This is a genomic window from Streptomyces sp. B5E4 (genome assembly GCF_039871555.1).
Taxonomy (GTDB): Bacteria; Actinomycetota; Actinomycetes; order Streptomycetales; family Streptomycetaceae; genus Streptomyces.
Window position 1 is genome coordinate 1 of record NZ_JBDPMI010000019.1, and the last position, 25,667, is coordinate 25,667.

The following is a 25,667-nucleotide window of genomic DNA, read 5'->3' on the forward strand; positions in this document are numbered from 1 at the left end:
GACACGGGTGCTCAGGTTGAACTGGCGTTGTCGGGTGGGGCTGACGGTGCTTGATCCCTGCGGTACGACCGCTGTATGCGGTACGCGCAGGGCGGTGGACTGACGCCGCGGGAGCATGAGAAGGGAGAGGCCGTGCGGCGGGAGGGTGGCAGCGCCTGGAGATCGAGTTGAAGCGGGGGCCGCTGGCGCACGGCTTCGATGACGAGCACCAGGGCTGGGCGCTGAAGCGGGTGAAGCTGCTGATCGGGAGGTTGTTCCACGTCGGCTACACGCTGCAGGGGGTGTGGAAGCTGCTGAGGCGACACGGCTGCAGGTGCCGGTGCGCCGCGCCCTGGAGCGCGACGAGGAGGCCATCGAGGTGTGGAAGGCCGAGGTGTGGCCGCGGGTAAAAGTGCCGTGCACCACCCGGGCTCCCACCTCTGCTTCGCGGACGAGACCGGCCAGTCACTGAGGCCACCGAGGCGCCGGACCCCGGGCGCCGCGGGGCAGCGCCCGCAGGTCCGGGTGGCCGGCCGCAGCCGGGGCCGGGTCAACATCGCCGGGGTGGTCTGCTTCATGCCCGGACCGCAGGCCCGGCTGTTCTTCAAGCTGCTCGTCCACCACGGCCGCAGGAGCGAGCAGAAGTCCATCGCCTGGACCGACTACCGGGACTTGATCGTCGTGACGCACCTGCAGCTAGACACCCCCGTGGTGTGGCTGTGGGACAACGTGAACGTGCACCTGCAGCAGGAGATGTTCGACTTCACCGAGAAGCACAAGGACTGACTGACCACCGCCCATCTGCCCAGCCACGCGCCCGAGATCAATCCGCAGGAGGGCACCCGGAGCCTGCTCAAACGGGCCCCGGCCGACTTCGCCGCCGCCCACCTGGCGCACCTGACCCGAGTGATCAAACGCAAGCTCAAGAAGATCCAGTACCAGCCCGTTCAACCTGAGTGATTGCGGTTCGGCTCTTCGGCATGGCAGATCTTCCGCTGCCCGTTCGTCGCATCGGGCTGGGTCAGGGGCGCCAGCCAAGCTCCCCTGCGGCAGCTCGCCCCGACGGTCCTGATCAGAGGCAGTCCACCCACAGCGTGGCTCGCCTCACTGCGCGCCGCGAGATGCGTATCGAAAAGCGCCTGTCGCACAGGGTGGCCGCTGCTGTCCCGCCCAGCGAAGGAAGGTCGGCGGCACCGCGACCCCGAAGCACCGTCACCCTCGCGCCGCGGACAAGTCCGCCGACGGCCGGCCTCCACCTGCTGGCAGACCGGCTGCTCAAGGCTACGCGGAAGTCACCCATCGTCGCCGCGTACGCGACCTACTGTCACCCTCTTCCGTATCCACAGCATCATGAGCCTCATGCCTGCGCGAAGGGAATGGTATCGATGGAGATAGTATCGATAGGGATACCATCTCCATCGGGAGTCTACATGCGTCGTTTCATCGGGCGGGAACGCGAGCTGAATGTGCTCGGCAACGCCTTGCAGACAGTTCACGAGGCCGCCGGGTCAGCGAGACCTGGTCAGTGCATCCTCATGCGCGGACGGAGGCGGGTCGGCAAGTCCAGCCTCGTCGAAGAGTTCATCCGGCGGACCGAGACGCCGCACCTCTTCTTCACCGCGGCGGGCGGCGCGGCGGAGAACGAGTTGACGGAGTTGCTCGACGCCGTCGCCAGATCCACCCTGCCGGAGCGGGAACTGTTCTCGGAGGAGACCCCGGAGCAGTGGAACGGGGCACTCAGGCTGCTTGCGGAGATCCTGCCCGACGACACGCCCAGCGTCGTCGTCATCGACGAGGTTCCGTATCTGATGGACCGCATCGACGCCTTCGAGGGCATGCTCCAGCGGGCATGGGACCGGCTGCTCAGCCGCAAGCCGGTGCTTCTCCTCCTGGTCGGGTCCGATCTGTCGATGATGGAGGCGCTGAACAGCTACGACCGCCCCTTTCACCAGCGGGGCCGGGAAATGATCGTGGGGCCTTTGAACCCGGCCGAGATCGGCGAAATGCTCGGCCTGTCTCCGGCGGCCGCGTTCGACGCTGCTCTGATCACGGGAGGTCTACCTCTGATCTGCGCCGAGTGGCAGGCCGGAACGGATGTCTGGGAGTTCCTCCGCGACTCGCTGGACAACCCCATCTCGGCGCTGCTGGTCTCCGCTGAACGGTCACTGGCCGCGGAGTTCCCTCCGCAGGCGATGAGCAGGGAAGTCCTGCGGGCGATCGGATCCGGGGAGAGAACCTTCACCAACATCGCTCGCGCAGCCGGCGGCATCGCCCACACCACTCTCACCCGAGCCACTGACGTCCTGACCGAGAAGAGGGTCGTGGCCGCCGAGCTGCCGCTCTCGCTGAGGCCGTCGAAGGAGCGCCGCTACCGGGTGGCCGACCCCTACCTGCGCTTCTGGCTCGCGTTTCTGGACCTGCACATGGCGGAGATCGAGCGAATGCGCGGAGATCTCACGCTGAGCCGGATCAAGGAGCAGTGGACGAGCTGGCGGGGTCGCGCGATCGAGCCCCTCGTCCGGGAATCCCTCGCCCGCCTCCTGCCGGACGGGCTCCTGCCCGCCGCCCCGGCGATCGGCGGGTACTGGACCCGCAACAACGACGTGGAGATCGACGTGGTGGGTGCCGACCGGCGGCCGGTGGCCAAGCAGTTGCTCTTCCTCGGCTCGGTCAAGTGGCTGGAGAACTCCGCGTTCGACAACCACGACCTGGCAGCACTGCAGAAGCACCGGGCCGCGATCACCGACGAGCCAGTACCGCTCGTGGCGATCTCCCGCAACGGGATCAGATGTCCCGGTCTTCAGGCGGCCTACGGCCCCGACGAACTACTCACCGCCTGGCGCAAGGTGTGAGCAGGGCTGGGCATCTGTGGTTGCAGTTCTCGTTGCATTCGCCTCCGTCCGCTGCGGTCCGGGCAGCGACCGCCCGCACGCTCCGCCGCAGGTCAGGACGTCCCCGTCCCGCCCCGGACAGCCGGACGAACATTTGGAAAGCGTGTTGGGTTCACACCCTCACCAGTTCGAATCTCGTATCCTCCGCAGCCGCCTGAACAGGCGAAACGAGGTCCCCGGACCGCTCGACGGCCGGGGTTCTCGGCATGCCTTGGTCTCGGTTTTGGCCTCACTTATTTCCTACATAAGAGACATTTCTCGGCTGTGCTGCCGAGGGGCGAGCCGCAGGACACCCCTTTCACTCAGAAGCGGATCCGAGCGGCCCTCACGATGCGCCATGCTGGGCCTGTACAACAGGCCCGTTCCGGTTCCTGAGACGCCGGTCTCGTCGATGTGAGGTGCCCCGATCGGCAAGCACAGCGGATCCACTCTGGCCGGGTGGCTGAGTGGTCTGGAGAACAACCGACTTGAGAGGGTTCTAGCGGCTCGCTCTGACGCCGTGTGTCCGCCGGAGCCGCGATCGTTCGGTGAGTTGGCGGATCGTCTTCAGCGCCCGGGGTCGGTGGCTCCGGCGCTGGCCGGCCTCTCGCTGCCGCAGTTGCAGGCGGCCGAGGCGCTGGCGGCGCTGGGGTCCGTGCCCCGTGCCGCTCTGGCCGGTCTGCTGGACGCGACCGGAGCGGAGAGGGCTCGCGGCCTTGACGCGGCCCTGGAGTCGTTGGCCGATCGCGCGTTGGTCTGGCCGGACGACAAGGGACTGTTGCGCATGGCGGCGCCGTTGCGGCAGGCGTGGGAGCGGCCATTGGGTCTTGACGCACCGCTCGCCCTGCTCCTGTCGGACACGACCTCGGAGGAACTGCGCCGCATGCTGGTGGCTCTGGGCGTCCCTTCGCCCGGTACCGGCAAGAAGCAGCGGCTGACTGCCCTGCTGACGCACCACGGTGATCCGGAACGGGTTGCCGCGGTGGTCTCCTCGGCGCCGGCGGCTACACGGAAACTGCTGCAGCAGCGAGCCGGTCACCAGTCTGAAGTGCCGTGGTCAACGGAGGAGTTCGTCATCCTCGGGGGCCCTGGTGCCGACTCCGGGGCGGGTGTGCGCTGGGCCCTGGAACGGGGGCTGCTAGTCCAGAGCCGGTACGGATACGGACCCACCCGCATGCCGGCCGAGGTGGCGCTCACGCTACGCGGGGCCGGCTGGCACGCCCCGTTCCAGCCGGCCCCGCCCCTCGTACGGACCGTGGCCGTCACCTCGGCGGAGGTGGAACGGGAGGCGGCGGCCTCGGCGACGACGTTCGCTGCCCACGCCGCTCAGGTTCTGGCGGTGTGCTCCACGTCCCCGCCGGCTTTGTTGAAGTCCGGCGGGGTCGGAGCGCGTGAACTGTCGCGGGTCGGCAAGGCGGCACGGTGCGACGACATCGTCGTACGCCTGGTCCTGGAGACGGCGTACGCTGCCGGGCTGCTGGCCAGGGACGGCGACCGGGTCGCGGCGACAGCCGACTACGACGTCTGGGCGGAGCAAGAGCCCGCGAAGCAGCTCGCCACGCTGCTCACGGCGTGGTGGCGGCTGCCGCTCACCCCGGCCCAGGCCCGCGACGCGGACGGCAAAGCGCTTCCCGTACTCGCCGGGGCACCGCCGTGCCGGGGCTGTGTGCAGGCCCGGGAGGGCCTTCTCACCGGCGCGGCGCGGCTCCCGACGGGGCAGGGGGCGAAGAATCCCGCGGAACTGGGGGTGCTGGTGGGCTGGCATCGGCCGTTCGCTGATGAACTGCCCCAGGACACCGCACCGTTCGCCACCGTGAGTCACGAAGCGGAAGTGCTCGGCGTGATCGCCCGCGGCGCCCTGTCCTCCATCGGTGCCGCACTGCGGCACGATGACGCCGACGCTGAAGCACCGGCCGCGGCCTGTGCGCGGCTGCTGCCAGCGGCCACCGAGGGAGCCCGCTTCGGCGCCGACCTCACCGCCATCGTCACCGGCACACCGACCGCCCGCCTGGCCGCGCTCCTTGACACCGTCGCAGACCGGGAAGCCGGAGGCACGGCATCGGTGTGGCGGTTCGGCCCGGGCACCGTCCGCCGCGCCTTGGACGCCGGCCGCACGGCCGATGCCATCGAGGCCGACCTGGCCGCCGTTGCTGTCGGCGCCCTCCCGCAGCCACTGTCGTACCTGATCCACGACACCGCGCGCAGCCACGGCCGGATGCGCGTCACCTCCGCGGCCTGCGTGATCCACGGCGAGGAGCCCACCCTCCTCACGGAGCTCGCCGCCCATCGAAAGCTCACCACCCTCGGCCTGCGGCTGTTGGCGCCGACCGTGCTCGTCAGCCGGACCCCGCTTGAGGAGACCATCGCCGCGCTGCGGGCCGCGGGTTACGCCCCCGTCGCCGAGGGCGCCGACGGAACCGTGCGCGTCGACCAGGCCCGGCGCCGCCGGGCCGTGGCACCGGTACCGCCCCCGCGCAAGACCGGCGGCACACCGCGCCGCCGGTCCGCTGGTGTCCCCGTGGCCCGGACCCCGGCGACCGTTGGCCTGGGTGCGCTTGCCATCCGGCTGAAGGGTGCCCCGGCAACCCCACCGGAACCCGACCCCGGGAACGGCGTCCCGTTCGGTACGGACACCGAGGAGATCGTCGCCGGGCACGCGCGTTTGCTCTCCCTCACCGACGTACGTCAGCTGGCGCACGCCATCGACGAGGGCCGGGCCGTCACCATCGAGTACGTCGCCGCCTCGGGCAGCCGCACCGTACGCACCCTCTGCGAGCTCGATCTCGACCCGCCCCACCTGTACGCCTGGTGCCATCTGCGCGATGACGAACGGGTCTTCACTCTCTCCCGCATCCATGGCGTCATACCCGCGTAGCTCTCGCCTCAGTCCCGGCGAGGTACCCGCGACGAACCACTATGATCGCCGCTCACGGACTGGCTGAGCGCACCGCGAAACTGCGGCAATGGACCAGGAACGGGGACTCGCGCACCACACAAACCGCTGCTGCTCCTGCCGCCCGCGCCCAGTTCCAGTGGGAAGCCGACGGCGAACTGCGGTACAGCGCGGTGGAGGAGGATCTCAAACGCCTGCTGGACGAGTACGGTCCGTCCAATAGGGCGACTCCCGCCTACCCGTTCCACCACCTGGTGAGCGATGGAGTGTGGGAGGTACGCACAGACCACGGACCGGGCAGCCCTCGGAGGCCGGACAACTCTCGTCGACCGTCCGAAGGCAGCGGGACCCGCAGATGCGTGAGCAGGTCCTGACGGCCTACGAGTACCAGTGCGGCTACGACGGCAGCATTGGTGCGGTGCCGGCCGGGCTGGGAGCACGTCATAGCGCTCGCGGGCCGCCCGCTCACCGGACGTCAACCCGGCGCCCGCCCCGTCGCGGAAGCACACCGCTCCTGGCATACCAGCCAGGTCTTCCACGGCAGCCCACGCCCCGCCACTATCGCCTGATCACCGGGGCGCCCGCCTTACGCCTCGCTGGTAAGGAGTACGACACCAGGAGTATGGTCTCTCGTATGGCGACAAAGAAGGTGACCGTGACCATTCCCGAGGATCTCCTCGACGAGATCCGCACGGAGGCCGCGGAGCGGGGTTTGTCGGCGTACGTCGCCGAGGCACTGCGCTTCAAGCGAGAGCGGGACCGCCTCGGGGAACTGGTCGACTGGCTGCAGGAAGAACACGGTCCCGTCACCGAGGACGAGCGCGCGGCGGCCCTCGCGGAGTTGGAAGAGCTCGACGCCGAGCACGAGCGGCGCCGCGCCACCGCGGAGCACGACGCCGGAGAGGCCGCGTGAGGAAGCGGGCCGCTGAGCACCGGCAGCGGCCGCTGCGCATCTTCGTGCTCGACTGCGAGGCCCTGTCCCTGGCCGTGCGCGGCGACCGAAAGATGATCGCCTGGCTCGACCTCGCAGTCCGGGGTGAAGCCGAGGTGGTGACGTCTCCGATGACGCTGGTCGAGGCGTACGACGGCCGAACCACCGAGCAGCGCTGGGACTGGGTCCTTTCGCGACTCAAAGTCGCCGACATCGGAAAGGACGAGGCCCGCCAGGCCCGCAGGCTCCTCGCCGACGCCAAGCTGAACGGTCACAAGTACGCCATCGACGCGGTGCTCGCCGTCATCGCGCGACAGCAGAAGGGGCAGGTCACCGTCTTCACTTCGGACGTGGACGACCTGGAGAAGCTGGTGCCGGACACGATCGTCGTCAAGAGAGTATGACCGACTCTCTGATCTCAGTTCTGGTCTCAGTTCTGGTCTCAGTCACTCCAGTCCGGCGCCGTCCGGAACGACCGCCCGCCCCAGCTACGCCCCAGGTCAAGACGTTGCCGTACTCTCAGGAACGGTCGGCCGAAGAATGGGAAAGCGTGTTGGGTTCACACCCTCACGAGTTCGAATCTCGTATCCTCCGCACCCCGCCTGACCAGGCGAAACGAGCCCCGCAGCGGCATGCCGCTGCAGGGCTTCGGCGTTGCTCGGAGACGGCTTGGTCTCCGTCCTGGTCTCATTTGCTGCCTTGCCGCCCTGCACGCGGAGAACCACGCCTTCCAGCAGACCACCGGCCTGCCCGAGGAGCCGTTGCGCCGTGGCCGGGCGCAAGCGCAACGTATCAACCTCATCCCCCGGGGCCCGCCGCCCCGCGGGACCGCGCGGACCCGGAGCGCATACGGGCCTTGCCGGCGGAACACAGCTACGAGGCATCAGCCGTGAAGGGGGAGCAGGCCGTGGACGTGGCTCGGCAGACCGCCGTCGCCCTGGACGCCGTACACGGCTGCGGCGTCGTCCACCGGACCTCAAGCCGGGAAACCTGTTCGTACAGCCGGGCGACCGGGTGAAGATCTGCGACTTCGGCATCGCCCGTCCCGCCGACGCCTCGACCTTGCTGACCGTGTCCGGAGCCGTGCTGGGCACCCCGCTACATGTCGCCCGAGCAGTGGCGCGGGACGGAGGTCGACACCCGCGCCGATCTGTATGCCCTGGGCTGTGTCCTGTACGAACTGCTCACCGGCCGACCGCCGTTCACCGAGGCGACGGTGTTCGCCCTGATGCGGCAGCATCTGGAACAGCCCCCGCCGCCGCCTCGCGAGCTGCGACCCGGCCTGCCCGGAGACCTTGCAGACCTGGTCCTGTCGCTGCTGGCCAAGGACCCTGCCCGACGCCCGGACGCCCACGCCCTGGCCCGCGAGCTGGCGGGACTCGGCTTACGGGACGCGCCTCGGCCGCCGTCCACCCCCCGGTCCACCGCATCCGACGCGCCGGCCGGGCCGGACGCGCCGCGCACCCTTCGTGCACAGGCGCTGCGCGGCGAGCACCACCTCACCCTGTCCGGTCACCGCGACGCGGTGGGGAACCTTGTGTTCAGCCCTGACGGCCGCACCCTCGCCAGCGGCGGCTGGGACAAGTGCGTGCGCCTGTGGGATCCGCGCAGCGGCGAACCGCGTACCGCGCTGCGCATGAAGGACTCCCGCTCGACCGGTGCCGCCTACGCCCCGGACGGCCGGATCCTCGCGACCCGGAACGGAAAGGACATCGTTCTGCGGGACGCGGACACCGGCGAGCAGCACCTGGCCCCGAAGTACCCCGGATGGGCCGCGTCCGTAGCCTCCGTGGCGTTCAGCCCTGACGGCCGCACCCTCGCCACTGGCGGCAGCGACAGGGCCATCCGGCTCTGGGACGTGCACACCGGCGACCCCGGCCTGGTGCTGAAGGGGCACGGCGGGTGGGTCGGTTCGCTGGCGTTCAGCCCGGACGGCCGCGACATCGTCGGAGGGGGCGACAGCGGTACGCCGCGGATGTGGGACCTCGCCACGGGGAGCCGCGCTGGGAGCTTCCCCGCGGCGCTCATCTGCCTCTGGGACACGGCCACCGGCGACCAGCGCCTCGCCATTGGCGCGCACCAAGGGCCACCAAGGGCCCATCCTCTGCCTGGCGTTCGCCCCCGACGGACGCATCCTGGCCGGCGGCCGTTAGGACCGGGTGATCCGGCTCTGGGACATCCGGACTCCGTAGTCCCGGTCAGTCTGCGGGCACGTGTCGGTGTGCGGCATCGTGATGTCCGTGGCGGACGGGGCAGGGAACTCGGCGCGGGCATACGGATCGTCCAGCCAGCCGGGGGCGTGCTCACCGCGCACGCGGGGACCGCTGTACCGATACTGTCCACGGGCCCGACGGCTGCGGGCAACGCGACGGGAACGGCGATCGATGTGGGGGTAGGGACATGGCGCACACGGAGTCGGTGCAGGTCGTGTTCGTGGACGCCGAGACAGAGGAGGAGTTCGCGAGGACCGAGCTCGCGCCCGGCCAGCTTCCCGACTCGTTCGCGCATGAAACGCGCCTTGACCTCGGAGGAGAGCCGTGGGCCGTGGTCCGGGCCGAGCCGCCGACCGCCGCGCAGTTCCTTCGGAGCGGCAGCCTCGTGCTGACCCTGAGGCGGGTCCGGACGAGGGACCCGCAGGAGATGCAGTACTCCCTGCCGACGATCTTCGACCCGCTGCCGGCGACTGAGGAGTCGACCGGTCCGGGGGAGCACTTCGTGATCCACGAGGACGACTGGCGGCAGGCCGAGATGGTCTCCCGTCAGCTCGCGGGGCAGGTCGAGGCCGAGATGCGCGCGATCCATGAGATCTTCCAGCAGCATTCGCGGGTGATCGGCGATGGTGCGTCGCCGGTGCGCGTCTTCGACAGGATTCACCTTCGCCGGACCCCGGCCGCCGCCATCTCCGCCGAGGTTTCGCGGCGGCGGCTGTCGGAGCTGTTGCCCGTCGCCAGGTGGCCGTACGCGGGCGTCCGCTTCCGTGATGCCCCGGGCCGCGTGGTCGACTCGTTCGCGATCGCCTCCGATCCGCTCACCGTGTACGGCCAGGCACACGGTGACCGGATCACGGTGCTGTGTCTCGCGCTCTCCCCCGATGCCGCGACGGCGTCGGCGCCCGGCATCGAGCAGGCGATGCGCGAGTTCGATCTGTTGCTGGCCGACTGGTGCAACGGCCGGCTGTTGGACGCCTCGGCCGTCGGCGCCTTCGTGAACCCGGCGTAGCCACCGGGGGCCAGGCCCGCCCGTCATGGACTGGCCTGGACGTTCCTGGTCTCCGTTCTGGTCTCGTTCATCCCCGTCTATCGACGTTCACCGCAGTCGCCGGCAGGTTCGAACCCGCAAGTCGGAACGGAGCCGGACCACCCCGGACAGCAGCACCACCTGACCAGGCGAAACGAGGCCCCGCAGCGGCATGCCCGTGCGGGGCCCCGTCGCGCTCCGGCCTTCGGGGGGCGGGCGGGTTACCGGGGGGTGAGGTTCATGTGGATGTCCTCGGCGGCCCACAGGACGAAGCGTTCGACAGGCGTGACCGTCTGACCCAGCGCCATCTGGAACCGGAAGCGCTTCAGCAGCATCGCCAGCACGAGTTTGGCCTCGACCATCGCGAGAGCGGCGCCTTCACAACTGCGGGGCCCGAGCCCGAACGGGATGTACGCGAACCGGTGCCGCTGGGCGGACGCCTCCGGTGTGAAGCGGTCCGGGTCGAACACCTCCGGGTCGGGCCAGTGCTCGGGGTTCATGTGCACGGCCCAGAAGGGATAGAAGATGGTCGTGCCCGCGGGAACGCTGTATTCGCCGAGCTTGAGGTCCTCGGTGGCCTCCCGGGCCCCGTACGGTCCCGGCGGGTACAGCCGCATGGCCTCCCGGAGCACCATGTCCAGGTACGAAAGCGGCCTGAGGTCGCCGTAGTCGGGTGCGCCGCGGTCACCGAGGACCCGGTCGACCTCCTCGGTGGCCTGCTCGGCCACCTCCGGGTGCCGGGCCAGCAGGTAGAGCGTCCAGGAGATGGCGACACCGGTGGTGTGGTGGGCGGCCATCATGGTCATCAGCACCGTGTCGCGTATCCGCGCCGGCGACTCGCCCGCCCTGACCAGAGCCGCGACCAGGTCGCTCCGGTCGGCGTGCTCGGTCGTGCCGCGTTCGCGGTGCGCGGTGAGCACCTCGTCGACGGTCGCGCGCAGATAGGTCAGGGCCTCTTCGGAGCGTACGCTGCGCTCCTCCTCCGTGCCGCCCACGTCCACCTGGTACAGCCGCGCCAGGTAGTCGGTGAGCACGTCCTCGAACGCCGACACGACCCGCCCGGCGGCCTCCTCGGACTCCAGACCGTTGCCCAGCGAGTATTCACAGACCATCCGCAGCGACAGCTCGCTGAGGTCCTTCTGCAGCTCTACGGGGCCCCGCGCGGCGTTCTCCGCCCACCTGTCGGCCATCGACGCCGTCAGCGCGGTGAACTGCGCGAAGTGCGCTTCGTGCGAAGGCCGTCCGGCCAGGACGGAGAGCATCACCCGCCGCCACGGCACGTGTTCGTCTGCCGGGAGCGTCTGCACGTTGCCCGACTCCTGGAGGGGCTCCAGGAACTCGAACAGCTTCTCCGGCCGCTTGTCGATCTCCGCGGTGGCCTCCAGCAGCACCGGATCGGCGACCGACACCGCCATGTCCGCACCGGGTAAGGGGAAGCGCACCACCGGACCGAACTCGGCGTGCAGCTTGAGCTGATAGTTGTGCAGCCCTCCCGCCGCCACGATCGCCTTGACGCCGTCACCGCCCGTGGGCGGGCCGGGAATCCTGTCGATGCCGTCGTCCGGCATGCCACTCCCTCCTCGGGTCACGTCCCGGCAACGTTGTCAGCCGAAACCGGCCGTAGCCGGGGTGACTGCGTCGGCCGGTCGCTACGCTCGCATGGTTCCACGGATTCTGCAGCGCGGCAGGGGCATGGCGGGAGAGCTCGATGAACAAGCCGTCGTCGAAGGGGAGAGGACGCGAGGAGGAGAACCCCCTCCAGCTCCGGACCCCGGCCGTCCCACGCATCTACGACTACTTCCTCGGTGGCAAGGACAACTTCGCCCACGACCGGGCGGTCATGGAGGAAGTCCGGCGGCACGTTCCCGACGCACCCCTCATGGCGCGGGAGAACCGCGCGTTCCTGCGGCGCGCGGTACGGTGCCTGGCCGAGTCCGGAATCCGGCAGTTCATCGACATCGGCGCGGGTATGCCGGTCGAGGGCGGCGGGCACCAGAACCTGCACCAGATCGCCCAGAACGTCGCCCCGGACTCGCGCGTGGCCTACGTCGACATCGACCCGGTCGTCGTCAGCCACGGACGGGCGTTACTCGGCAGGTCGCCCCTGGTGGCCGTCACCCAGGGCGACGCCCGGCACCCCGAGGACATCCTGGCCGATCCCGAGCTGCGTGATGTCATCGACCTCGACAAGCCGGTCGCCGTGGTCATGTTGGCGATGCTGCACTTCGTCGACGACGAGGCGGACCCGCCCGGGATCGTGGCGCGACTGCGCGCCGCGATGGCACCCGGCAGCCATCTGGTCATCTCGCACTCGACCTCCGAGTTCGACACCGACGGCCGGGTCCAGAAGGCCGCCGACGTCTACAAGAAAGCCCACTCTCCGCTCACGCTGCGCAGCTACGCGGAGATCGGGCGGCTCTTCGACGGCTTCGACCTGCTCGACCCGGGCCTGACCACCGTGTCGCTGTGGCGCCCCGACCTGGCACCCGTCTCGCCGTGGTCCAAGGCACCGGACACGACCGCTCCGTCCGGTGCCGAACGCCAGTGGGTCTGCGCAGGCGTCGGACGAAAGACGGACTGACAGCGGCCGACGCGGCGACGCGGTACGGGCCTGTCGGCCGTGCCCGTGGCGGAAGTTGAGCGTCCCGCCGGAGGTGGGCTGCCACAGGCCCTCCGCAACCCGGCACGGTTCACGCCGCCGTGCCGATATCGCCCTTGAAGACCTCAAGGCCGTGCCAGCGGAGATGAACGGCCTCAAGGGTGGGCTGACCCGGACGTGGCGTACTCAGCGGCCGGTCATGAAGGTTGTCGACGGCGAGACCGGCCTGGCTACGGGCCACGTACAGCTCGGACACCTTGATGCGCAGCTCCGAGGTGAGGCCGAGGACGCCCAGGTCGAAGAGGGTGTGGTGCAGCGAGCACAGTGCGACGCCGTTGCTGACCTCGTCCGGTCCTTCATGGCTGTGCCAGCGCACGTGCGCTGCCTCCAGTCCCACCGGGTTACGTCCGAGCGCGCCGTCGAAGCCGCACATCGCGCAGGCGTACGCGTAGGCCCGCAGCACCTCCTCGGTGAAGCCCGCACGGCGGGTGCGGCGTCGTGCGGCCGCCATTTCGTACGCGGCGAGTTCGAGTTCGGTGAGGTCCAGACCGGCCGCTGTGCAGATCGCCCCTTCGAGTGCCGGTGTGAAGTGCCGGTCGAGCAGTACCCGTGCGGACGCCGCCCTGGACCGGGGGTCCGCGAGGATCTCCTCGACCTCGGGTCGCAGCCGGCCATGGGCCCGGCGGCGGCGCAGTAGGGCGCCGCTCTCGTGCTCCCCGGGGCCGATGGGCTCGCCGTGGAGATCACGCAGGTCCCACAGATCCCGCTCCAGGTGCACGAACGGCATTGCGGCGCGGTCACGGGCACGGGCGGGGCTGGCGACCGCCGGGCCGAAGTCGTTGATCAGACGGCTCACCGGCTCGGCGGCCTCGTCGTACGTGACCGCACTGCTGCCGGTTGCGGAGAGCCGGCCGAGGAGCCAGAGCAGCAGCAAGGGCTTGTGAGGTGCCCGCCCGTTTCCCGTCGGTGCGCGCCGGACCGTCGTCAACCGGCGCAGCAACTCGTCGACCGTCATGGCCGCCACTGTGCCACGGACCACCGACAGGGACAGCCCTGTGGCAAGCCCGGCGGAGGTGAACCGCCACAAGCGCCGGCAAGCGGTCTGCACCCGGCGTGACATGCAGGGATGGACGGGCGCACGGTCCCGGTTCTGGTCTCGTTCCATCCGCGGTCGTCGTGGGGCGGAGGTCAGCAGCAGGCCCCGGTGGTGGTGCCGATCCGGAGGAGTCCCGGGGCGGGGACTGCGCAGCAGCCGTCGGTCTGCGCGGCTTCGGCCGGGGCCGTGTCTGCGCCGGCGGCGAGGCCGGTGCCGCCGCAGACGCCGGTTTCGGGGAGGGTCAACTCGACGCGGGCGGCCGCTTCGTGGTCGCCGGCGAGGGAGGCGGCGATCGAGCGGACCTGTTCGAAGCCGGTCAGGGCGAGGAAGGTGGGGGCGCGGCCGTAGGATTTTATGCCGGTGAGGTAGACGCCCGCCTCGGGGTGGGCCAGTTCGGCGGCGCCGTGGGGGTAGACGGTGCCGCAGGAGTGGACGTTGGGGTCGATCAGCGGGGCCAGTGCGACGGGCGCCTGGAGGCGTTCGTCGAGTGCGAGGCGCAGTTCGTCCAGGAACGTGAGGTCGGGGCGCAGGCCGGTCAGGGCGATGACCTCGGCTACGGGGTCGCTGCGGCGGCCGTCTTCCGCGACGAGGACGAGGTGGTCACCGTCGCGTTCGACGGCGGCGGTGCGGAAGCCGGTCAGGGCGGTGGCGTTGCCGTCGTCGACGGCGGCCTTGGCGGCGAGGCCGAGGGCACCGCGGGCGGGGAGCTGGTCGGCTTCGCCGCCGCCGTAGGTGTGCGTGCCGATGCCGCGGCGCAGTATCCACAGGGTGTGTGTGCCGGGGGCCTCGTCGGCGAGGCCGGCGAGTGCGGCCAGGGCGGTGAAGGCGGAGGCGCCGGAGCCGACGACGGCGGTGGTCCTGCCCGCGTAGCGGGCGCGTACGGCCGGGTCGGTCAGGTCGGGGATGCGGTACGTGATGCGGTCGGCGGCGACGCGCTCACCGAGTGCGGGCAGGCCGTTGGCGCCCAGCGGGCCGGGAGTCGACCAGGTGCCGGAGGCGTCGATGACGGCGCGTACGGGGAAGCGCTCCTCGGTGCCGTCGTCTCGTACGGCGTGGACGGTGAAGTGCTGGGCATCGCGGTCGGTGTCGACGACGCGGTCGCGGTCGGCGCGGGCGACGCCGGTGACCGTGGTGCCGTAGCGGACGCGGTCGCCGAGGGCGTCGGCGAGGGGCTGGAGGTACGCTTCCGCCCAGTCGCCGCCGGTCGGGTACGCGGACTCGCCGGGCTTGGTCCAGCCGGTGGGGGCGAGGAGCTTCTCGGCGGCGGGATCGGTCAGCTCGGCCCAGGTGGAGAACAGCCGCACGTGCGCCCATCCGCGTACGGCGGTGGCGGCGGTCGGTCCCGTCTCCAGCACGAGCGGTTCGATGCCGCGGTCGAGGAGGTGGGCGGCGGCGGCCAGTCCGATCGGCCCTGCTCCGATCACGGCTACGGGCAGATCCTTCGCAGTGTCCATGGCGGCTGGTTCCCTCGATCTCTCTGATTCGATCTCCATCGATGCTTGTGCCGCCAGCATTCCATTTGATTCGATGAACGTCAACATAGACATTTATCGAATTGATTCGGGGGCACCTCTGTCGCGGTCGGGCGCACCTGATTCGACCTGTGTGAACATAGACGTATGTCGAACCCCAAGACCGTGCTGCCGGTGCTGGAGCCCGACGCCCCCGAGGCGGTGGCCCCATGCTGCCCGCCGCTGACCGAGCGGCCACTGACGGCCGAGGAGGCGGTGCGGACAGCCGCCATGTTCAAGGCGCTGTCCGACCCGGTGCGGCTGCGGCTGTTCTCCCTGGTCGCCTCGCACGAGGGCGGCGAGGCATGCGTGTGCGACATCTCCGACGTCGGCGTCTCGCAGCCCACCGTGAGCCACCACCTGAAGAAGCTCAAGGAGGCCGGCCTGCTCACCTCCGAGCGCCGTGGCACGTGGGTCTTCTACCGCGTCGAGCCGTCGGTCCTCGCCGCCATGGGCCGGACACTGCGCACCTACGGCACCTGATCCGCGGCGAAGTGGTCCCAGGGCGGCGGCCCTCCGGACGGTCTCCGTACCGGCTGGTTCCGCGGTGAGCTGATGCGACCCCCGCCGTCGTCGCACCCACGAGAGACGAGACCGTGATGCCCCCCAAGCCCTCCGTCCTGTTCGTCTGCGTCCACAACGCCGGCCGCTCCCAGATGGCCGCCGCCTGGCTCACCCACCTCGCCGGCGACCGTGTCGAGGTCCGCTCCGCCGGTTCCGCCCCCGCCGGCACCGTCAATCCCGCGGTCGTGGAGGCCATGCGCGAGGTCGGCATCGACCTCGGCCACGAGCAGCCCAAGGTCCTCACCGTCGACGCGGTGCAGGCGTCCGACGTCGTCATCACCATGGGCTGCGGCGACGCCTGTCCGGTCTTCCCCGGCAAGACCTACCTCGACTGGAAGCTCGACGACCCCGCCGGCCAGGGCGTCACCGCCGTACGCCCCATCCGCGACGAGATCCGCACCCGCATCGAGACCCTCATCGCCGACATCGCCCCGGGGCGCAGCACGTGAAACCGCAGCCCTCGCGGAATGTGCAGTGGGCCGGCCGGCGATCGCGCGGAAGATGCGGACCGCGGTCGCGGCGGACGAGCAGGCCCTCCCCAGGGGAGGGAGGGGGCTACGACTCCCCGGGAGGACAGCGCCTCACCCGGCACAGCCGCGACGCCCCGGCCGGCAGCACGCGCGCGGACCGGTCGCTGCCTGCACGACGGCGGGCTGGACGACGGCCAGGACCACGCACAGGCCGGCCATGACGGACCACATGCCGGTGACCCCCGCGTGGTCGAGGAGTTGGGTGCCCGACAGCGGTGCGGCCACTGCGGCGATGCCCCAGGCGGTGCCGTAGGCGGCCAGGTAGCGGCCGGTGCCGCCGGGTGGGGCCAGGTCCGCGACGACGGCGAGGGCGCGGCCGACCAGCAGCAGGTCCCCCAGGCTCCACACGACGGTCGCGACGATGTGGGCGCCCAGGCTGTCGGCCACGGCGTACCCGGCGAGGCCTGCGGCCAGCAGGGTGCCGCCCAGCGCGAAGGCGACGGGAGCGGACCGCACCGACGGCCGCTGCAGGCGTAGCAGCGGCTGGCCGGCGACGATGGCCAGTGCCGAGACGGCGAGCAGCAGACCGGCGTCGGCGGGCTCCAGTCCGCGGTGGGCCAGGGCGAGGGGGAGCATGAGGGTGATCTGCAGGTAGACCAGGGCGAACAGCGTGCCTGTGCACAGCATCGCGAGGAGCGTGCGGTCACGCCACGGCGCGGCCACGGCGCGGCCGTCCCCCCGTCCGCCCGCTTTCGGCCGGTCGGCGGGCAGGGCGCGGTGTACGACGAGCGCGCACAGCAGGCAGGTGGCGGCGTCGGCGACGAACAGCCAGCGCAGATCCCACCGGCCGAGCCCGGCGGCGAGCGCTCCGGCGGCCAGGCCGCTCACGGCGAGCGCCGCGTTGAGCAGGCTGTACGCGCGCACCCGCGCGGCCTGGCCGACGGTGTCGGCGATCATCGCCTGGCTCGGCGGCTCGTACAACTCGAAGGCCAGCCCGAGCACCACCGCGAACCCCACCACGGCGGTCAGGTTCGCTGCGGCGGCGACCCCCGCCTGCGCCACGGCGCAGCCCACCAGACCGACGACCATCGTCCGGCGCCGCCCGATCCGGTCGGCCAGCCGGCCACCGGCCAGCCGCGAGGGGATCGTGGCGAGCCCGAAGACGGCGACGACCAGCCCTGCGGTCGCGGGTGCGGCGTCGTACCGCGTGGTGATCAGCACGGCGAGGAACGGCAGCGAGAAGGCCCCGAGGCGGTTCACCGCGCGGGCGGCGATGAGGATCCAGACCGTACGCGGCAGCCGCTGCCCGCCCGGCAGACCTCGCACGACCCACCGCCCGTCACTGACGAATCCGATAATGTCAGTGACGAAACTAGGCCCGAGGGAGTGACCGGTCAAGTGATGTTCGACAGTCACGTAGCGACGTTGCTGGACGTGTCCGCCGCCTTGGTGAACTCGCTCACGGACGGCTCCGCCCGCGGTCGCCCGTACACCGCACCCCAGGGCGGCGACCTGCCGCCGGCCGTCGCCGCCGCACTCCCGGGCGAGGCCGGGGCCGAACCCGCGGCGGCCGCTCACCTGGCGCGCACCGCGCAGCAGCTACGGGCCGTCTTCGAAGCCGTGGAGGAACAGCACCTCGACACCGCCGCCGGCCTGCTCAACTCCCTCCTGCGCGCCTCCGGCGCCCGCCCCCAGCTCGACCGCGTGCCGGGCGAGCCCTGGCAGGTCCACTTCCACGGCAGCGACGACACCCTCGCCGTCGGCTGGAGCGCCGGCTGCGCCACCGCCCTCGCGCTCGCCGTCGGCAGCGACCTCGCCGGCCGCCTCGGCGTCTGCCGGGCCCCGCGCTGCGACCGCGTCTACGTCGACAACTCCCGCAACGCCGCCCGCCAGTTCTGCTCCACCGCCTGCCAAAGCCGCGTCAAGGCCGCCGCCTTCCGAGCCCGCCGTACCCCCACCCGCTGACACCCCACCCGGGCACCGCCCGGTCGGGCCCCCGGCGGCCGGCCGGCGGCCGGACTCCCCGCGCGTACGCGCCGGTCCGGCCGGCCGGCGTACGTCACAACGCGAGCAGGATCGCGTTCCACACCGCCCACATCACAGCCAGCGGGAGGAAGACGGGAAAGAAGAGTCCGCCCACGATCCGGAAGGGCGGTCTGCCCGGATGGTTCCACCGGTAGAACATCGCGGCCAGCCCGAAGAACACCGCGACCAGGGCGGCGGTGCCCGCGCTGATGGGATAGGCGCCCTCCCAGCCTCCCTCGGTGCTGAACATGAAGCAGCCGAAGGTGATCAGGCCGATCCCGGCCAGCAGGAACCAGCTCCCCGTGATCAGACGCCCGATACGCGAGATGCGGGGCAGCGACGCAGCCACCGCTGCCGGAGGCACGACCGGTGTGCCGCTCGCGGGCGGGGGCCCGGGCGGCGGCGCCGTGATCGTGGGTGTACGGGCGCGGAGCACGGCCAGGGTGCTGTCCACGGTCGGGCGGTCCTCGGGCTTCTTGGCCAGGAGGGCGGTGACGAGCGAGGCGAGGACGGGGTCGGCGTGGTGCATCGGCGGCGGATCGTGGAGGGCCACGGCGGCGAGGGTGGCCGTGGGCGTTTCCCTGCGGAACGGGGAAACGCCCTCGATCGCCTCGTACAAGGTGACGCCGAGGGAGAACAGGTCACCGGCAGCCTGGTCCTGAAGGCCGTTGAGGCGTTCCGGGGCCATGTACTCGGCGGAGCCGATGACCCCTCCCGTGGTGGTGAGGCGGGTGTCGGTCTCGTGGACGGCGATGCCGAAGTCGGTGAGGAGGATCTGGTCGTCGTCGGTGAGCATCACGTTCGCGGGCTTCAGATCACGGTGCACGATCCCGGCCGCGTGGGCGGCCTTCAATGCCTTCAGCAGGGCGGTGGCCGTCTCGGCCACGAGCGGAGCGGGCAACCGCCCGTCCGCGCGCAGCCGCTCCTCCAGAGAGCGCCCGTCGACCAGGCGCATCACGATCCAGGGTGCGCCGTCCTCGATGACCACATCGTGGACCGCGACGACGTGCGGATGGTCACGCAGGCGGGCCGCGTTACGGGCCTCACGGGCCGCGCGGACCACCCGTTCGTGATGCTCAGCGTCCGAGCCCGCCTGGTGCGGCAGCCACACCTCCTTGACCGCGACATGAACGCCCAGCGCCTCGTCATGCGCCTTCCACACCCTGCCGAACCCGCCGACGCCGAGCTGCCCGACAAGCCGGTAGCGCCCACCGATGATCCGCTCCGGCTGCGTCTGCTCCACCAACGTCCCCCCGCTCCAAGCCCAGTTCACCGCCCGTCAAGGTCGCGGCAGAGGTTACCCAGTCGCCCACCGGGGCGCCATGCGGGAAGGCATCGCGTGGGATCGCCGCGGCTGCCCGCCGCAACAATCCCCCCGGCCGGGTCACCGTGCCGGAGGCGGTCGACGGCACCAGGGCGCAGGCCGGCCTGCCGCCGGCAGGACACTGACGGCAGGCCCACAGGGCCGGACCCCCGCCCTGGGGATCCCGGTCGTTGTTCTACGTGGGGTAGAGTGCCGCGGTGGCGCGGTTGCGGTGGAGGGAGCTGGCGCGTGCGGCGTTCTGGGGAGTTGGAGCGCGCCGTCATGGACGTGCTGTGGGACGCCGGGCGTCCTCGCACCGCCAAGGACGTGCTCGACGCGCTGCCTGACCGCGCGCTGGCGTACACCACGGTGATCACGGTCCTGGACCGGCTGGCGCACAAGGGGACCGCCCAGCGGGAGCGTATCGGCCGGTCCTGGCACTACACCCCGGCCGCCAGCCGGGAGTCCTACGTCACCAGCCTGATGATGGACGTCCTCGCCCAGGCCGGGGACCGCGACGCCGTCCTGGCGCACTTCGCCCGCTCCGTGTCCGACCCGGAGGCCGACGTCCTGCGCGACGCGCTCGCCCGCGCATCCGATGAGCACCACCGGCCCGACGACGAGGACAAGCGCCGCCGATGAGCCATCTGCTGCACTTCGCCGTCATGCTGGCCTGCTGTCTGGCGGCCGTGCGGCCGCTGGCCCGCGCCCGCTGGGTGACGCGGATGCCGCGCACCGCGCTCCTCACCTGGCAGATCCTCGGCCTCACGCTGGAACTGTCCCTGCTCGGGCTGGTCTTCGCCGCGGTCTTCGCGCCCGCCAACCAGGGCCTGGTGCCCGGCCTGCTGCACGTCGCCAGCGTCGACGGCGTCCCCACGGGACCGCTCGCCCCGGCCGCCCTGGCGCTCGGCGCCGCCTATCTCGCCGCCCGCTGCTGGACCCTGGGGCGGGTCTGCCGGGACCTCGCCCGGCACCGGCGCCGCCACCGGCACCTGCTGACGCTCGTGGCCCGCTCCCGGGAGGCGCTGCCCGGCGTCGAGGTACTCGACCACCCCGTCCCGGCGGCGTACTGCCTGCCCGGCCGCCCCGGGCTCGTCGTGCTCAGCACCGGCGCCCTGTGCCTCCTCGGCCCGCGGCACCTCGCCGCAGTCGTCGCCCACGAGCGCGCCCACCTGCGCCAGCGCCACGACCTCGTCCTGCTCCCGCTGCTGGCCTGGCGACGCCTGCTGCCGCGCAGCCCGCTGCTGCGCGAAGCCGTGGCGGCGGTCCGGCTGTTGCTGGAGATGTGCGCGGACGACGCCTGCTGCCGCCGCCTGCCGCGCCGCGACCTGACCGACGCCCTGGCCCGGTTCACCGCCGCGGGCGGCACCGTCCCGCCCCCCGCCGGCGGCTTCGCCGCCGCCGACACCGCCGTCACCGCCCGCACCGCCCGGCTGCTGGCACCGCCGCCGAAGACCACGGCCTTCGCCCGTACCGCGGTCCTGGCCGTCGCCGCGACCGCGCTGTCCACTCCGGTGAGCCTGTTCGCCCTCCCGCTGTGAGCACGTCCGGGGCGTGACGGCCGCGCCGTACGGCTTCAGCGCTCGGGCGCGGGGGCGATGCCGCGGAGCACCGTGGTGACCAGGTCGCCCGTGAACCCCGGGCGGACGATCAGCGGCTCCTGCGGGCGGGGGGCGAAGACCCGCGGGAGGATCAGCTCGTGGCACGCGCCCATGATCATGGTGGCCGCGGCCTCCGGTCCTGCGTCCGCGGCGATACGGCCCAACTCCTGCTCGGCGCGGAGGTAGTCGGTCAGTACGGCGCGCAGCCCTCCCCCGCCTTCGGGGTGGAAGCCGGAGCCGTGGAAGAGGACGAGGACCTTCGGCTGGGCGAGGAGACCGGCGAAGGCAGGCAGGATGCGGGTGAGCACGGCGAGGCCGCGGTCGATGAAGGCGCGCAGGTTCTCCTCGACCGTGCCCTCCCCCGGCGTCGGCGGCTCGCCGGCCGCGGCCATCACCTCGTGGACGTGGGCGCGCAGGGCCGTCGCGAGCAACTCCTCCTTGCCCGCGAAGTGGTTGTACAGCACTCCGTCCGCCACCCCGGCCTCGCGTGCGATGTCGCGCACGGTCAGCCCGGCGGTGCCGCGCTGGGAGATGAGGCGTACGGCGGTGGCGACCAGGTGCTCGCGCAGCGTCTGATCGCCACCTTCTTTCCGCAGGATCGCGGCTCGTCTAGGCGACATCACGCCTGAGCGTAGTCCAGGCGGCGAGCACGCCGATCAGCGCCGCGTACCCCGCCAGCAGCACCCCGGCGCCCGCCTGCGACAGCCCGCCGCCGCCCATGCCGGCCAGCGCCTGCCCGCCGGCCAGCGGCAGCCAGCGCGCCAGGTCGTCGCCGAGGAGCACCGCGACGACGCCCTCCACCACGGCGATCCAGGCCAGCGCCGCGGCGACGGCCCCGGCCAGGTTGCGCACCAGGGCACCGACGCCGACGCCGATCGCGGCGAACGCGGCGTTCCAGGCGACGCTGCCGGCCAGGGTGCGCCACAGCTCGGTATCGGCGGCGTCGAAGGCGCCGCCCTTGGCCTTGACGGCGACGGCCGTGGTGACGAAGCCGGTTGCCGCGGCGGCGACGCCGAACACCAGACCTGCCGCGGTGTAGGCGACCACTTTGGCCGCAACGACACGGTCGCGCAGCGGCACGGCCAGATAGGTCTCGATGATCGTCTTGTGCCGGTGCTCGCCGGCCACGGCGAAGATGCCGAGAACCAGCGCGAACATGGCCGCCAGCCCGGCGTGCGCGGCGGACCGGCTCCAGGTTCCGGGGTCGCTCACGTCGTCGCCCGAGACGACCGGCCCGAGCGCACCGGCGAGCGTGAACACCTGAGCGGACAGGAGCAGCAGCCATGTGCTGCGTACGGTACGGAGCTTCAGCAGCTCCGCGCTGAACAGAGCGGCCATGGGGGCGGTCTCCTTCATCGGGCGCCGGCGCCTGCGCGACCGGTCACGGTCCCGGACTCGCGCTTGGACTCGGACTCGGACTCGGTCAATCTCAGGAACGCTTCCTCCAGCGAGGCCCCGCCCGCGCTCAGCCCGGACAGGACCACCCCGGCGCCGGCCGCGATCCGGCCGATCTCCTCGGCGCTCACGCCGCGGACGTCGAGCACCGACTCGCCGACGGCGAGCGCCTCGTGCCCCCGCGCGCTCAGCAGGTCGCGCAGCCGCGCCGCCTGGGGCGTACGTACGGACACCGACCGGCTGCCCAACTCGGCCAGTGCGCCGTCGAAGCGGGTACGTCCCCGGCTGATGATCACGACGTGGTCGACCGTCTGCGCGACCTCGCTGAGCACGTGGCTGGAGACCAGCACGGTGCGGCCCTCGGCCGCCAGCGCACGCAGGAGCGCGCGCAGCCACGCCATACCCGCCGGATCCAGGCCGTTGGCCGGCTCGTCGAGCACCAGGACCTCCGGATCGCCGAGCATGGCCGCGGCCAGACCGAGCCGCTGGCGCATCCCCAGCGAGTAGCCACCGACCCGGCGGCCGGCGGCATCACCGAGCTCCACCAGCTCCAGCACCTCGTCCACGCGCGACCCGTCCACCCCGCAGATGCGGGCGAGGACACGCAGGTGGGCGCGACCACTGCGCCCGGCGTGGAAGCCGGTGGCCTCCAGCAACGCGCCGACCGACCGGCGCGGACGGACCAGCTCCCGGTACGGGCACCCGCCGATGAACGCCTCGCCCGCGGTGGGGTGCACGAGCCCGAGGACCATCCGCAGCGTCGTCGTCTTGCCCGCGCCGTTGGGTCCGAGGAAGCCGGTGACCTGGCCCGCCGGGGCCCTGAACGACACCTCGTCCACGGCACGCCGGTCGCCGTAGACCTTGGTCAGCCGGCGTACTTCGACATCCGTCATGACACCTCCCACGATGAACACTCGTTCATGAACACACGTTCATCGTAAGGGACGCCGGTGGTGCCCGGCCCTGGCGGTGCGGTGGAGCGCGGGGTGCGGAGGCAGGCGGCGCGCCTACGTCCGGGTGGGCTCGCCGGTCCGGGCAGCGGTCTCCGGCCGCGCGCCGGGGAGCCGGGACGTGCCGGGCCAGGCGCGGTCGCCGAGGTACGTGAGCAGCGCGGGGGTCACGACCAGTACGGCCGCCGCGGCGACCAGGACGCCCCCGGCGAGGCCGAGTCCGAACTGCTTCATGATGCGGTCGGGAGAGAGCGCGAAGCCGGCGAAGACCGCGGCCATGATCAGCGCTGCGGCCAGCACCACGCGGCGCGAGTCCCGTAGTCCCTCCGCGACCGCGTCGCGGGCCTGTGCCCCGCCCAGGCGGGCTTCGCGGATCCGGGCGAGGACGAACACCTGGTAGTCCATGCCGAGTCCGAACAGCAGCGCCATCAGCGTCATCGGCATGTAGCTCTCCAACGGCCCGGTGGCGCCCGTGCCGAGGAGGCCCGCCGCCCAGCCCCACTGGAAGACCGCGACCAGCAGCCCGTAGGACACCCCCAGGGACAGCAGGGTGAGGACCACCGCCTGCACCGACACGACCGGCGAGCGGAACATCAGCGCGAGCACCAGCGCGGAGATGACGACGACGGCCAGGACGAAGACGGCCAGCCGGTCGGCCATCCGGTCGGTGAGGTCCTGGAACGTGGCGGCCACCCCGCCCACGTGCAGGCGCATCGGGGTACCGGCCGCGGCCTCCGGCAGCGCCGTCTCACGCAGGTCGCGTACGAGGCGGGGCGTGGCCTCGTCCTGCGCGTCGGTGCGCGGGACGACGGTGAGGACCTGGGCCCGGCCGTCCGGGCTGGTCGCCGGCGGACTGACGTGGGCGACGCCGGGCGCGCGGCGCAGCCGCTCGACCAGGCCGGCGGTGTCGCCGGGAGAGGCGCCGCGCAGGTCGGCCACCACCATCAGCGGGGCGGTGGCGCCGGGACCGAACGCCTCCTGCTTCAGATCGTGGGCCCGGCGGGTGGTGTCCGAGGCGGGGGCGTTGCCGGCGTCCGCGGAGCCCAGCCGCATCGCTGCCAGCGGCGCGCAGAGGACCAGCAGCAGCGCGGTGGCGCCGACGACCACCGCGAGGGGACGACGGCGCAGGAGCTTCTCGTACGGACCGGGGGCCAGTTCGTACGAAGCGGGGACCTGTGCGTACGAACCGGCCCCCCGCGCCCCGGCGCCCCGGCGCTCCAGGCGCCCGCGCGGTGTCAGCCACCGGTCGGCGATGCCCAGCAGGGCCGGCACCAGCGTGAGCGCCAGCCCGAGCGTCGCAGCGACGCCGACCATGCACGACACGGCCAGCCCGTACACGAAGGGCACCCCCATGAAGAACATCCCGCCCAGCGACACGATCACCGTGGTCCCGGCGAAGAGCACCGCCGCCCCCGAGGTTCCGGCGGCCAGCGCGACCGCCGGTTCCGGGTCGTGGCCGTCGCGGCGGGCCCGGCGGTAGCGGGCGGCGATGAACAGCGCGTAGTCCACGGCGACGCCGAGGACGATCATCACGGCCACCGACATGCTGAAGTCCGGCACGTTCATGGCCTTGCTCAGCAGCATGACCAGCCCCATGGCGGTCAACAGCCCGGCCAGGGCGGCCAGGACGGGCAGCCCGGCCATCGCCAGCGACCCGAAGGCCGCGAGCAGGATGACCAGCGCGGCCGCCAGCCCGACGCCCTCGCTCAGCCCGGTGCTCGGCTTCGGGGCGAACATGGTCCCGGACAACTCGACGCGCAGACCGCCGCCGGACATGCCGGTCAGCCGCCGCTCGATCTCCTCGGCGGCCTCGTCCGGCACCTCGGTGCGGCCGACGGTGAAGACGATCCGCGCCGTCGCGGTGGTGCCGTCGTCGCTGACGAGCCCGCCGCGGGTGGCGTCGTCGAAGGCGACGACGCCGGCCACCACCGGGTCGGCCGTGCGCGCCGCCGCGAGCACGTCCCGCGCCCGCTGCCGTACGCCGGGCGCGTCCAGGCCGGCGTCGGCGTGCAGCACGATGTCGCCCGTGCCCGCGGCCTGTTCGGGAAAGTGCCGCTCCAGTACGTCGTACGCGCGCTGGGAGTCGGCGTCGGGCAGGTCGTACTCGGAGTCGAAGTCCGTGCCGGCCATGCCGCCGACCGACGCGAGGGTCAGCGCGGCCAGCAGCCAGCCGAGGAGGGTGGTCCAGCGCCGGCGGTGACAGGCGCGGGCGATGCGGACGAGCATGAGGCGGGGCCTTCCGT

General features: G+C 71.9%; 22 protein-coding genes and 1 pseudogene. 14 read left to right on the forward strand and 9 right to left on the reverse strand.

Annotated features, from left to right (window positions below):
• Nucleotides 1–230 precede the first annotated feature (230 nt).
• The 8 genes and pseudogenes from ABGA99_RS22725 (at nucleotide 231) to ABGA99_RS22760 (ending at nucleotide 9,892) form a co-directional block, all read left to right on the forward strand.
• Nucleotides 231–389 (forward strand): winged helix-turn-helix domain-containing protein, encoded by a 159-nt coding sequence (locus ABGA99_RS22725; protein ID WP_347581878.1) that lies wholly within the window; start codon nucleotides 231–233, stop codon nucleotides 387–389.
• A gap of 7 nt (nucleotides 390–396) precedes the next feature.
• A complete protein-coding gene (locus ABGA99_RS22730; protein WP_347583308.1) occupies nucleotides 397–765 on the forward strand; it encodes a hypothetical protein in 369 nt (122 codons plus the stop codon).
• Between the two features lie 644 nt (nucleotides 766–1,409).
• On the forward strand, nucleotides 1,410–2,831 hold the full coding sequence (locus ABGA99_RS22735; RefSeq protein WP_347581389.1) for a DUF234 domain-containing protein: 1,422 nt from the start codon (nucleotides 1,410–1,412) through the stop codon (nucleotides 2,829–2,831).
• Nucleotides 2,832–3,402: 571 nt separating this feature from the next.
• Nucleotides 3,403–5,724, forward strand: a complete 2,322-nt coding sequence (locus ABGA99_RS22740; RefSeq protein ID WP_347583309.1) for a helicase-associated domain-containing protein — start codon at nucleotides 3,403–3,405, stop codon at nucleotides 5,722–5,724.
• 41 nt (nucleotides 5,725–5,765) lie between these two features.
• A pseudogene (locus ABGA99_RS22745) lies at nucleotides 5,766–6,311 on the forward strand (hypothetical protein).
• Between the two features lie 65 nt (nucleotides 6,312–6,376).
• Complete coding sequence (locus tag ABGA99_RS22750) at nucleotides 6,377–6,655, forward strand: CopG family transcriptional regulator (protein ID WP_347581343.1); 279 nt, start codon at nucleotides 6,377–6,379, stop codon at nucleotides 6,653–6,655.
• A complete protein-coding gene (locus ABGA99_RS22755; RefSeq protein WP_347583310.1) occupies nucleotides 6,652–7,077 on the forward strand; it encodes a PIN domain-containing protein in 426 nt (141 codons plus the stop codon). The genes ABGA99_RS22750 and ABGA99_RS22755 overlap by 4 nt, the downstream gene beginning before the upstream one ends.
• Nucleotides 7,078–9,073: 1,996 nt before the next feature.
• A complete protein-coding gene (locus ABGA99_RS22760; protein WP_347583311.1) occupies nucleotides 9,074–9,892 on the forward strand; it encodes a hypothetical protein in 819 nt (272 codons plus the stop codon).
• Nucleotides 9,893–10,131: 239 nt separating this feature from the next.
• On the opposite strand, the gene ABGA99_RS22765 is transcribed toward ABGA99_RS22760, so the two are convergent.
• Nucleotides 10,132–11,478 (reverse strand): cytochrome P450, encoded by a 1,347-nt coding sequence (locus tag ABGA99_RS22765; protein WP_347583312.1) that lies wholly within the window; start codon nucleotides 11,476–11,478, stop codon nucleotides 10,132–10,134.
• Between the two features lie 140 nt (nucleotides 11,479–11,618).
• On the opposite strand from ABGA99_RS22765, the gene ABGA99_RS22770 reads away from it, so the two are divergent.
• Nucleotides 11,619–12,491 carry an SAM-dependent methyltransferase gene (locus tag ABGA99_RS22770; RefSeq protein ID WP_347583313.1) on the forward strand — a complete coding sequence of 291 codons (873 nt, stop codon included), beginning with the start codon at nucleotides 11,619–11,621 and terminating at the stop codon, nucleotides 12,489–12,491.
• Nucleotides 12,492–12,600: 109 nt separating this feature from the next.
• On the opposite strand, the gene ABGA99_RS22775 is transcribed toward ABGA99_RS22770, so the two are convergent.
• Nucleotides 12,601–13,524, reverse strand: coding sequence for a phosphorothioated DNA-binding restriction endonuclease (locus tag ABGA99_RS22775; RefSeq protein ID WP_347583314.1), 924 nt, complete (start codon nucleotides 13,522–13,524; stop codon nucleotides 12,601–12,603).
• 173 nt (nucleotides 13,525–13,697) lie between these two features.
• A complete protein-coding gene (locus tag ABGA99_RS22780) occupies nucleotides 13,698–15,059 on the reverse strand; it encodes an NAD(P)-binding domain-containing protein (RefSeq protein ID WP_347583315.1) in 1,362 nt (453 codons plus the stop codon).
• Nucleotides 15,060–15,224: 165 nt separating this feature from the next.
• On the opposite strand from ABGA99_RS22780, the gene ABGA99_RS22785 reads away from it, so the two are divergent.
• Together ABGA99_RS22785 and ABGA99_RS22790 are read left to right on the forward strand one after the other, a co-directional pair.
• The gene (locus ABGA99_RS22785; RefSeq protein WP_347581350.1) at nucleotides 15,225–15,599 is read left to right on the forward strand and encodes a metalloregulator ArsR/SmtB family transcription factor; all 375 of its coding nucleotides are present in this window, start codon (nucleotides 15,225–15,227) and stop codon (nucleotides 15,597–15,599) included.
• A gap of 116 nt (nucleotides 15,600–15,715) precedes the next feature.
• Nucleotides 15,716–16,129, forward strand: coding sequence for an arsenate reductase ArsC (locus ABGA99_RS22790; RefSeq protein ID WP_347583316.1), 414 nt, complete (start codon nucleotides 15,716–15,718; stop codon nucleotides 16,127–16,129).
• Nucleotides 16,130–16,261: 132 nt separating this feature from the next.
• Here ABGA99_RS22790 and ABGA99_RS22795 read toward each other — a convergent pair whose 3' ends face one another.
• Nucleotides 16,262–17,476 (reverse strand): MFS transporter, encoded by a 1,215-nt coding sequence (locus ABGA99_RS22795; protein ID WP_347583317.1) that lies wholly within the window; start codon nucleotides 17,474–17,476, stop codon nucleotides 16,262–16,264.
• Nucleotides 17,477–17,551: 75 nt separating this feature from the next.
• On the opposite strand from ABGA99_RS22795, the gene ABGA99_RS22800 reads away from it, so the two are divergent.
• Nucleotides 17,552–18,115 (forward strand): CGNR zinc finger domain-containing protein, encoded by a 564-nt coding sequence (locus tag ABGA99_RS22800; RefSeq protein ID WP_347583318.1) that lies wholly within the window; start codon nucleotides 17,552–17,554, stop codon nucleotides 18,113–18,115.
• Between the two features lie 94 nt (nucleotides 18,116–18,209).
• Here the strand turns inward: ABGA99_RS22800 and ABGA99_RS22805 are convergent, their stop codons facing one another.
• Complete coding sequence (locus tag ABGA99_RS22805) at nucleotides 18,210–19,418, reverse strand: serine/threonine-protein kinase (protein ID WP_347583319.1); 1,209 nt, start codon at nucleotides 19,416–19,418, stop codon at nucleotides 18,210–18,212.
• 309 nt (nucleotides 19,419–19,727) lie between these two features.
• On the opposite strand from ABGA99_RS22805, the gene ABGA99_RS22810 reads away from it, so the two are divergent.
• Both ABGA99_RS22810 and ABGA99_RS22815 read left to right on the forward strand, forming a co-directional pair.
• Nucleotides 19,728–20,120, forward strand: a complete 393-nt coding sequence (locus ABGA99_RS22810) for a BlaI/MecI/CopY family transcriptional regulator (protein WP_347581355.1) — start codon at nucleotides 19,728–19,730, stop codon at nucleotides 20,118–20,120.
• Nucleotides 20,117–21,019 carry a M56 family metallopeptidase gene (locus tag ABGA99_RS22815; protein WP_347581356.1) on the forward strand — a complete coding sequence of 301 codons (903 nt, stop codon included), beginning with the start codon at nucleotides 20,117–20,119 and terminating at the stop codon, nucleotides 21,017–21,019. The genes ABGA99_RS22810 and ABGA99_RS22815 overlap by 4 nt, the downstream gene beginning before the upstream one ends.
• A gap of 35 nt (nucleotides 21,020–21,054) precedes the next feature.
• On the opposite strand, the gene ABGA99_RS22820 is transcribed toward ABGA99_RS22815, so the two are convergent.
• The 4 genes from ABGA99_RS22820 to ABGA99_RS22835 form a co-directional block, all read right to left on the reverse strand.
• Entirely contained in the window at nucleotides 21,055–21,699 is a 645-nt protein-coding gene (locus ABGA99_RS22820; protein WP_347583320.1) for a helix-turn-helix domain-containing protein, read from the reverse strand.
• Nucleotides 21,689–22,417, reverse strand: coding sequence for an ABC transporter permease subunit (locus ABGA99_RS22825; protein WP_347583321.1), 729 nt, complete (start codon nucleotides 22,415–22,417; stop codon nucleotides 21,689–21,691). Before ABGA99_RS22825 ends, ABGA99_RS22820 begins: the two co-directional genes overlap by 11 nt.
• Before the next feature lie 14 nt (nucleotides 22,418–22,431).
• A complete protein-coding gene (locus ABGA99_RS22830) occupies nucleotides 22,432–23,367 on the reverse strand; it encodes an ATP-binding cassette domain-containing protein (RefSeq protein WP_347583322.1) in 936 nt (311 codons plus the stop codon).
• Between the two features lie 114 nt (nucleotides 23,368–23,481).
• A complete protein-coding gene (locus ABGA99_RS22835) occupies nucleotides 23,482–25,650 on the reverse strand; it encodes an MMPL family transporter (RefSeq protein WP_347583323.1) in 2,169 nt (722 codons plus the stop codon).
• Between the last annotated feature and the right edge of the window lie 17 nt (nucleotides 25,651–25,667).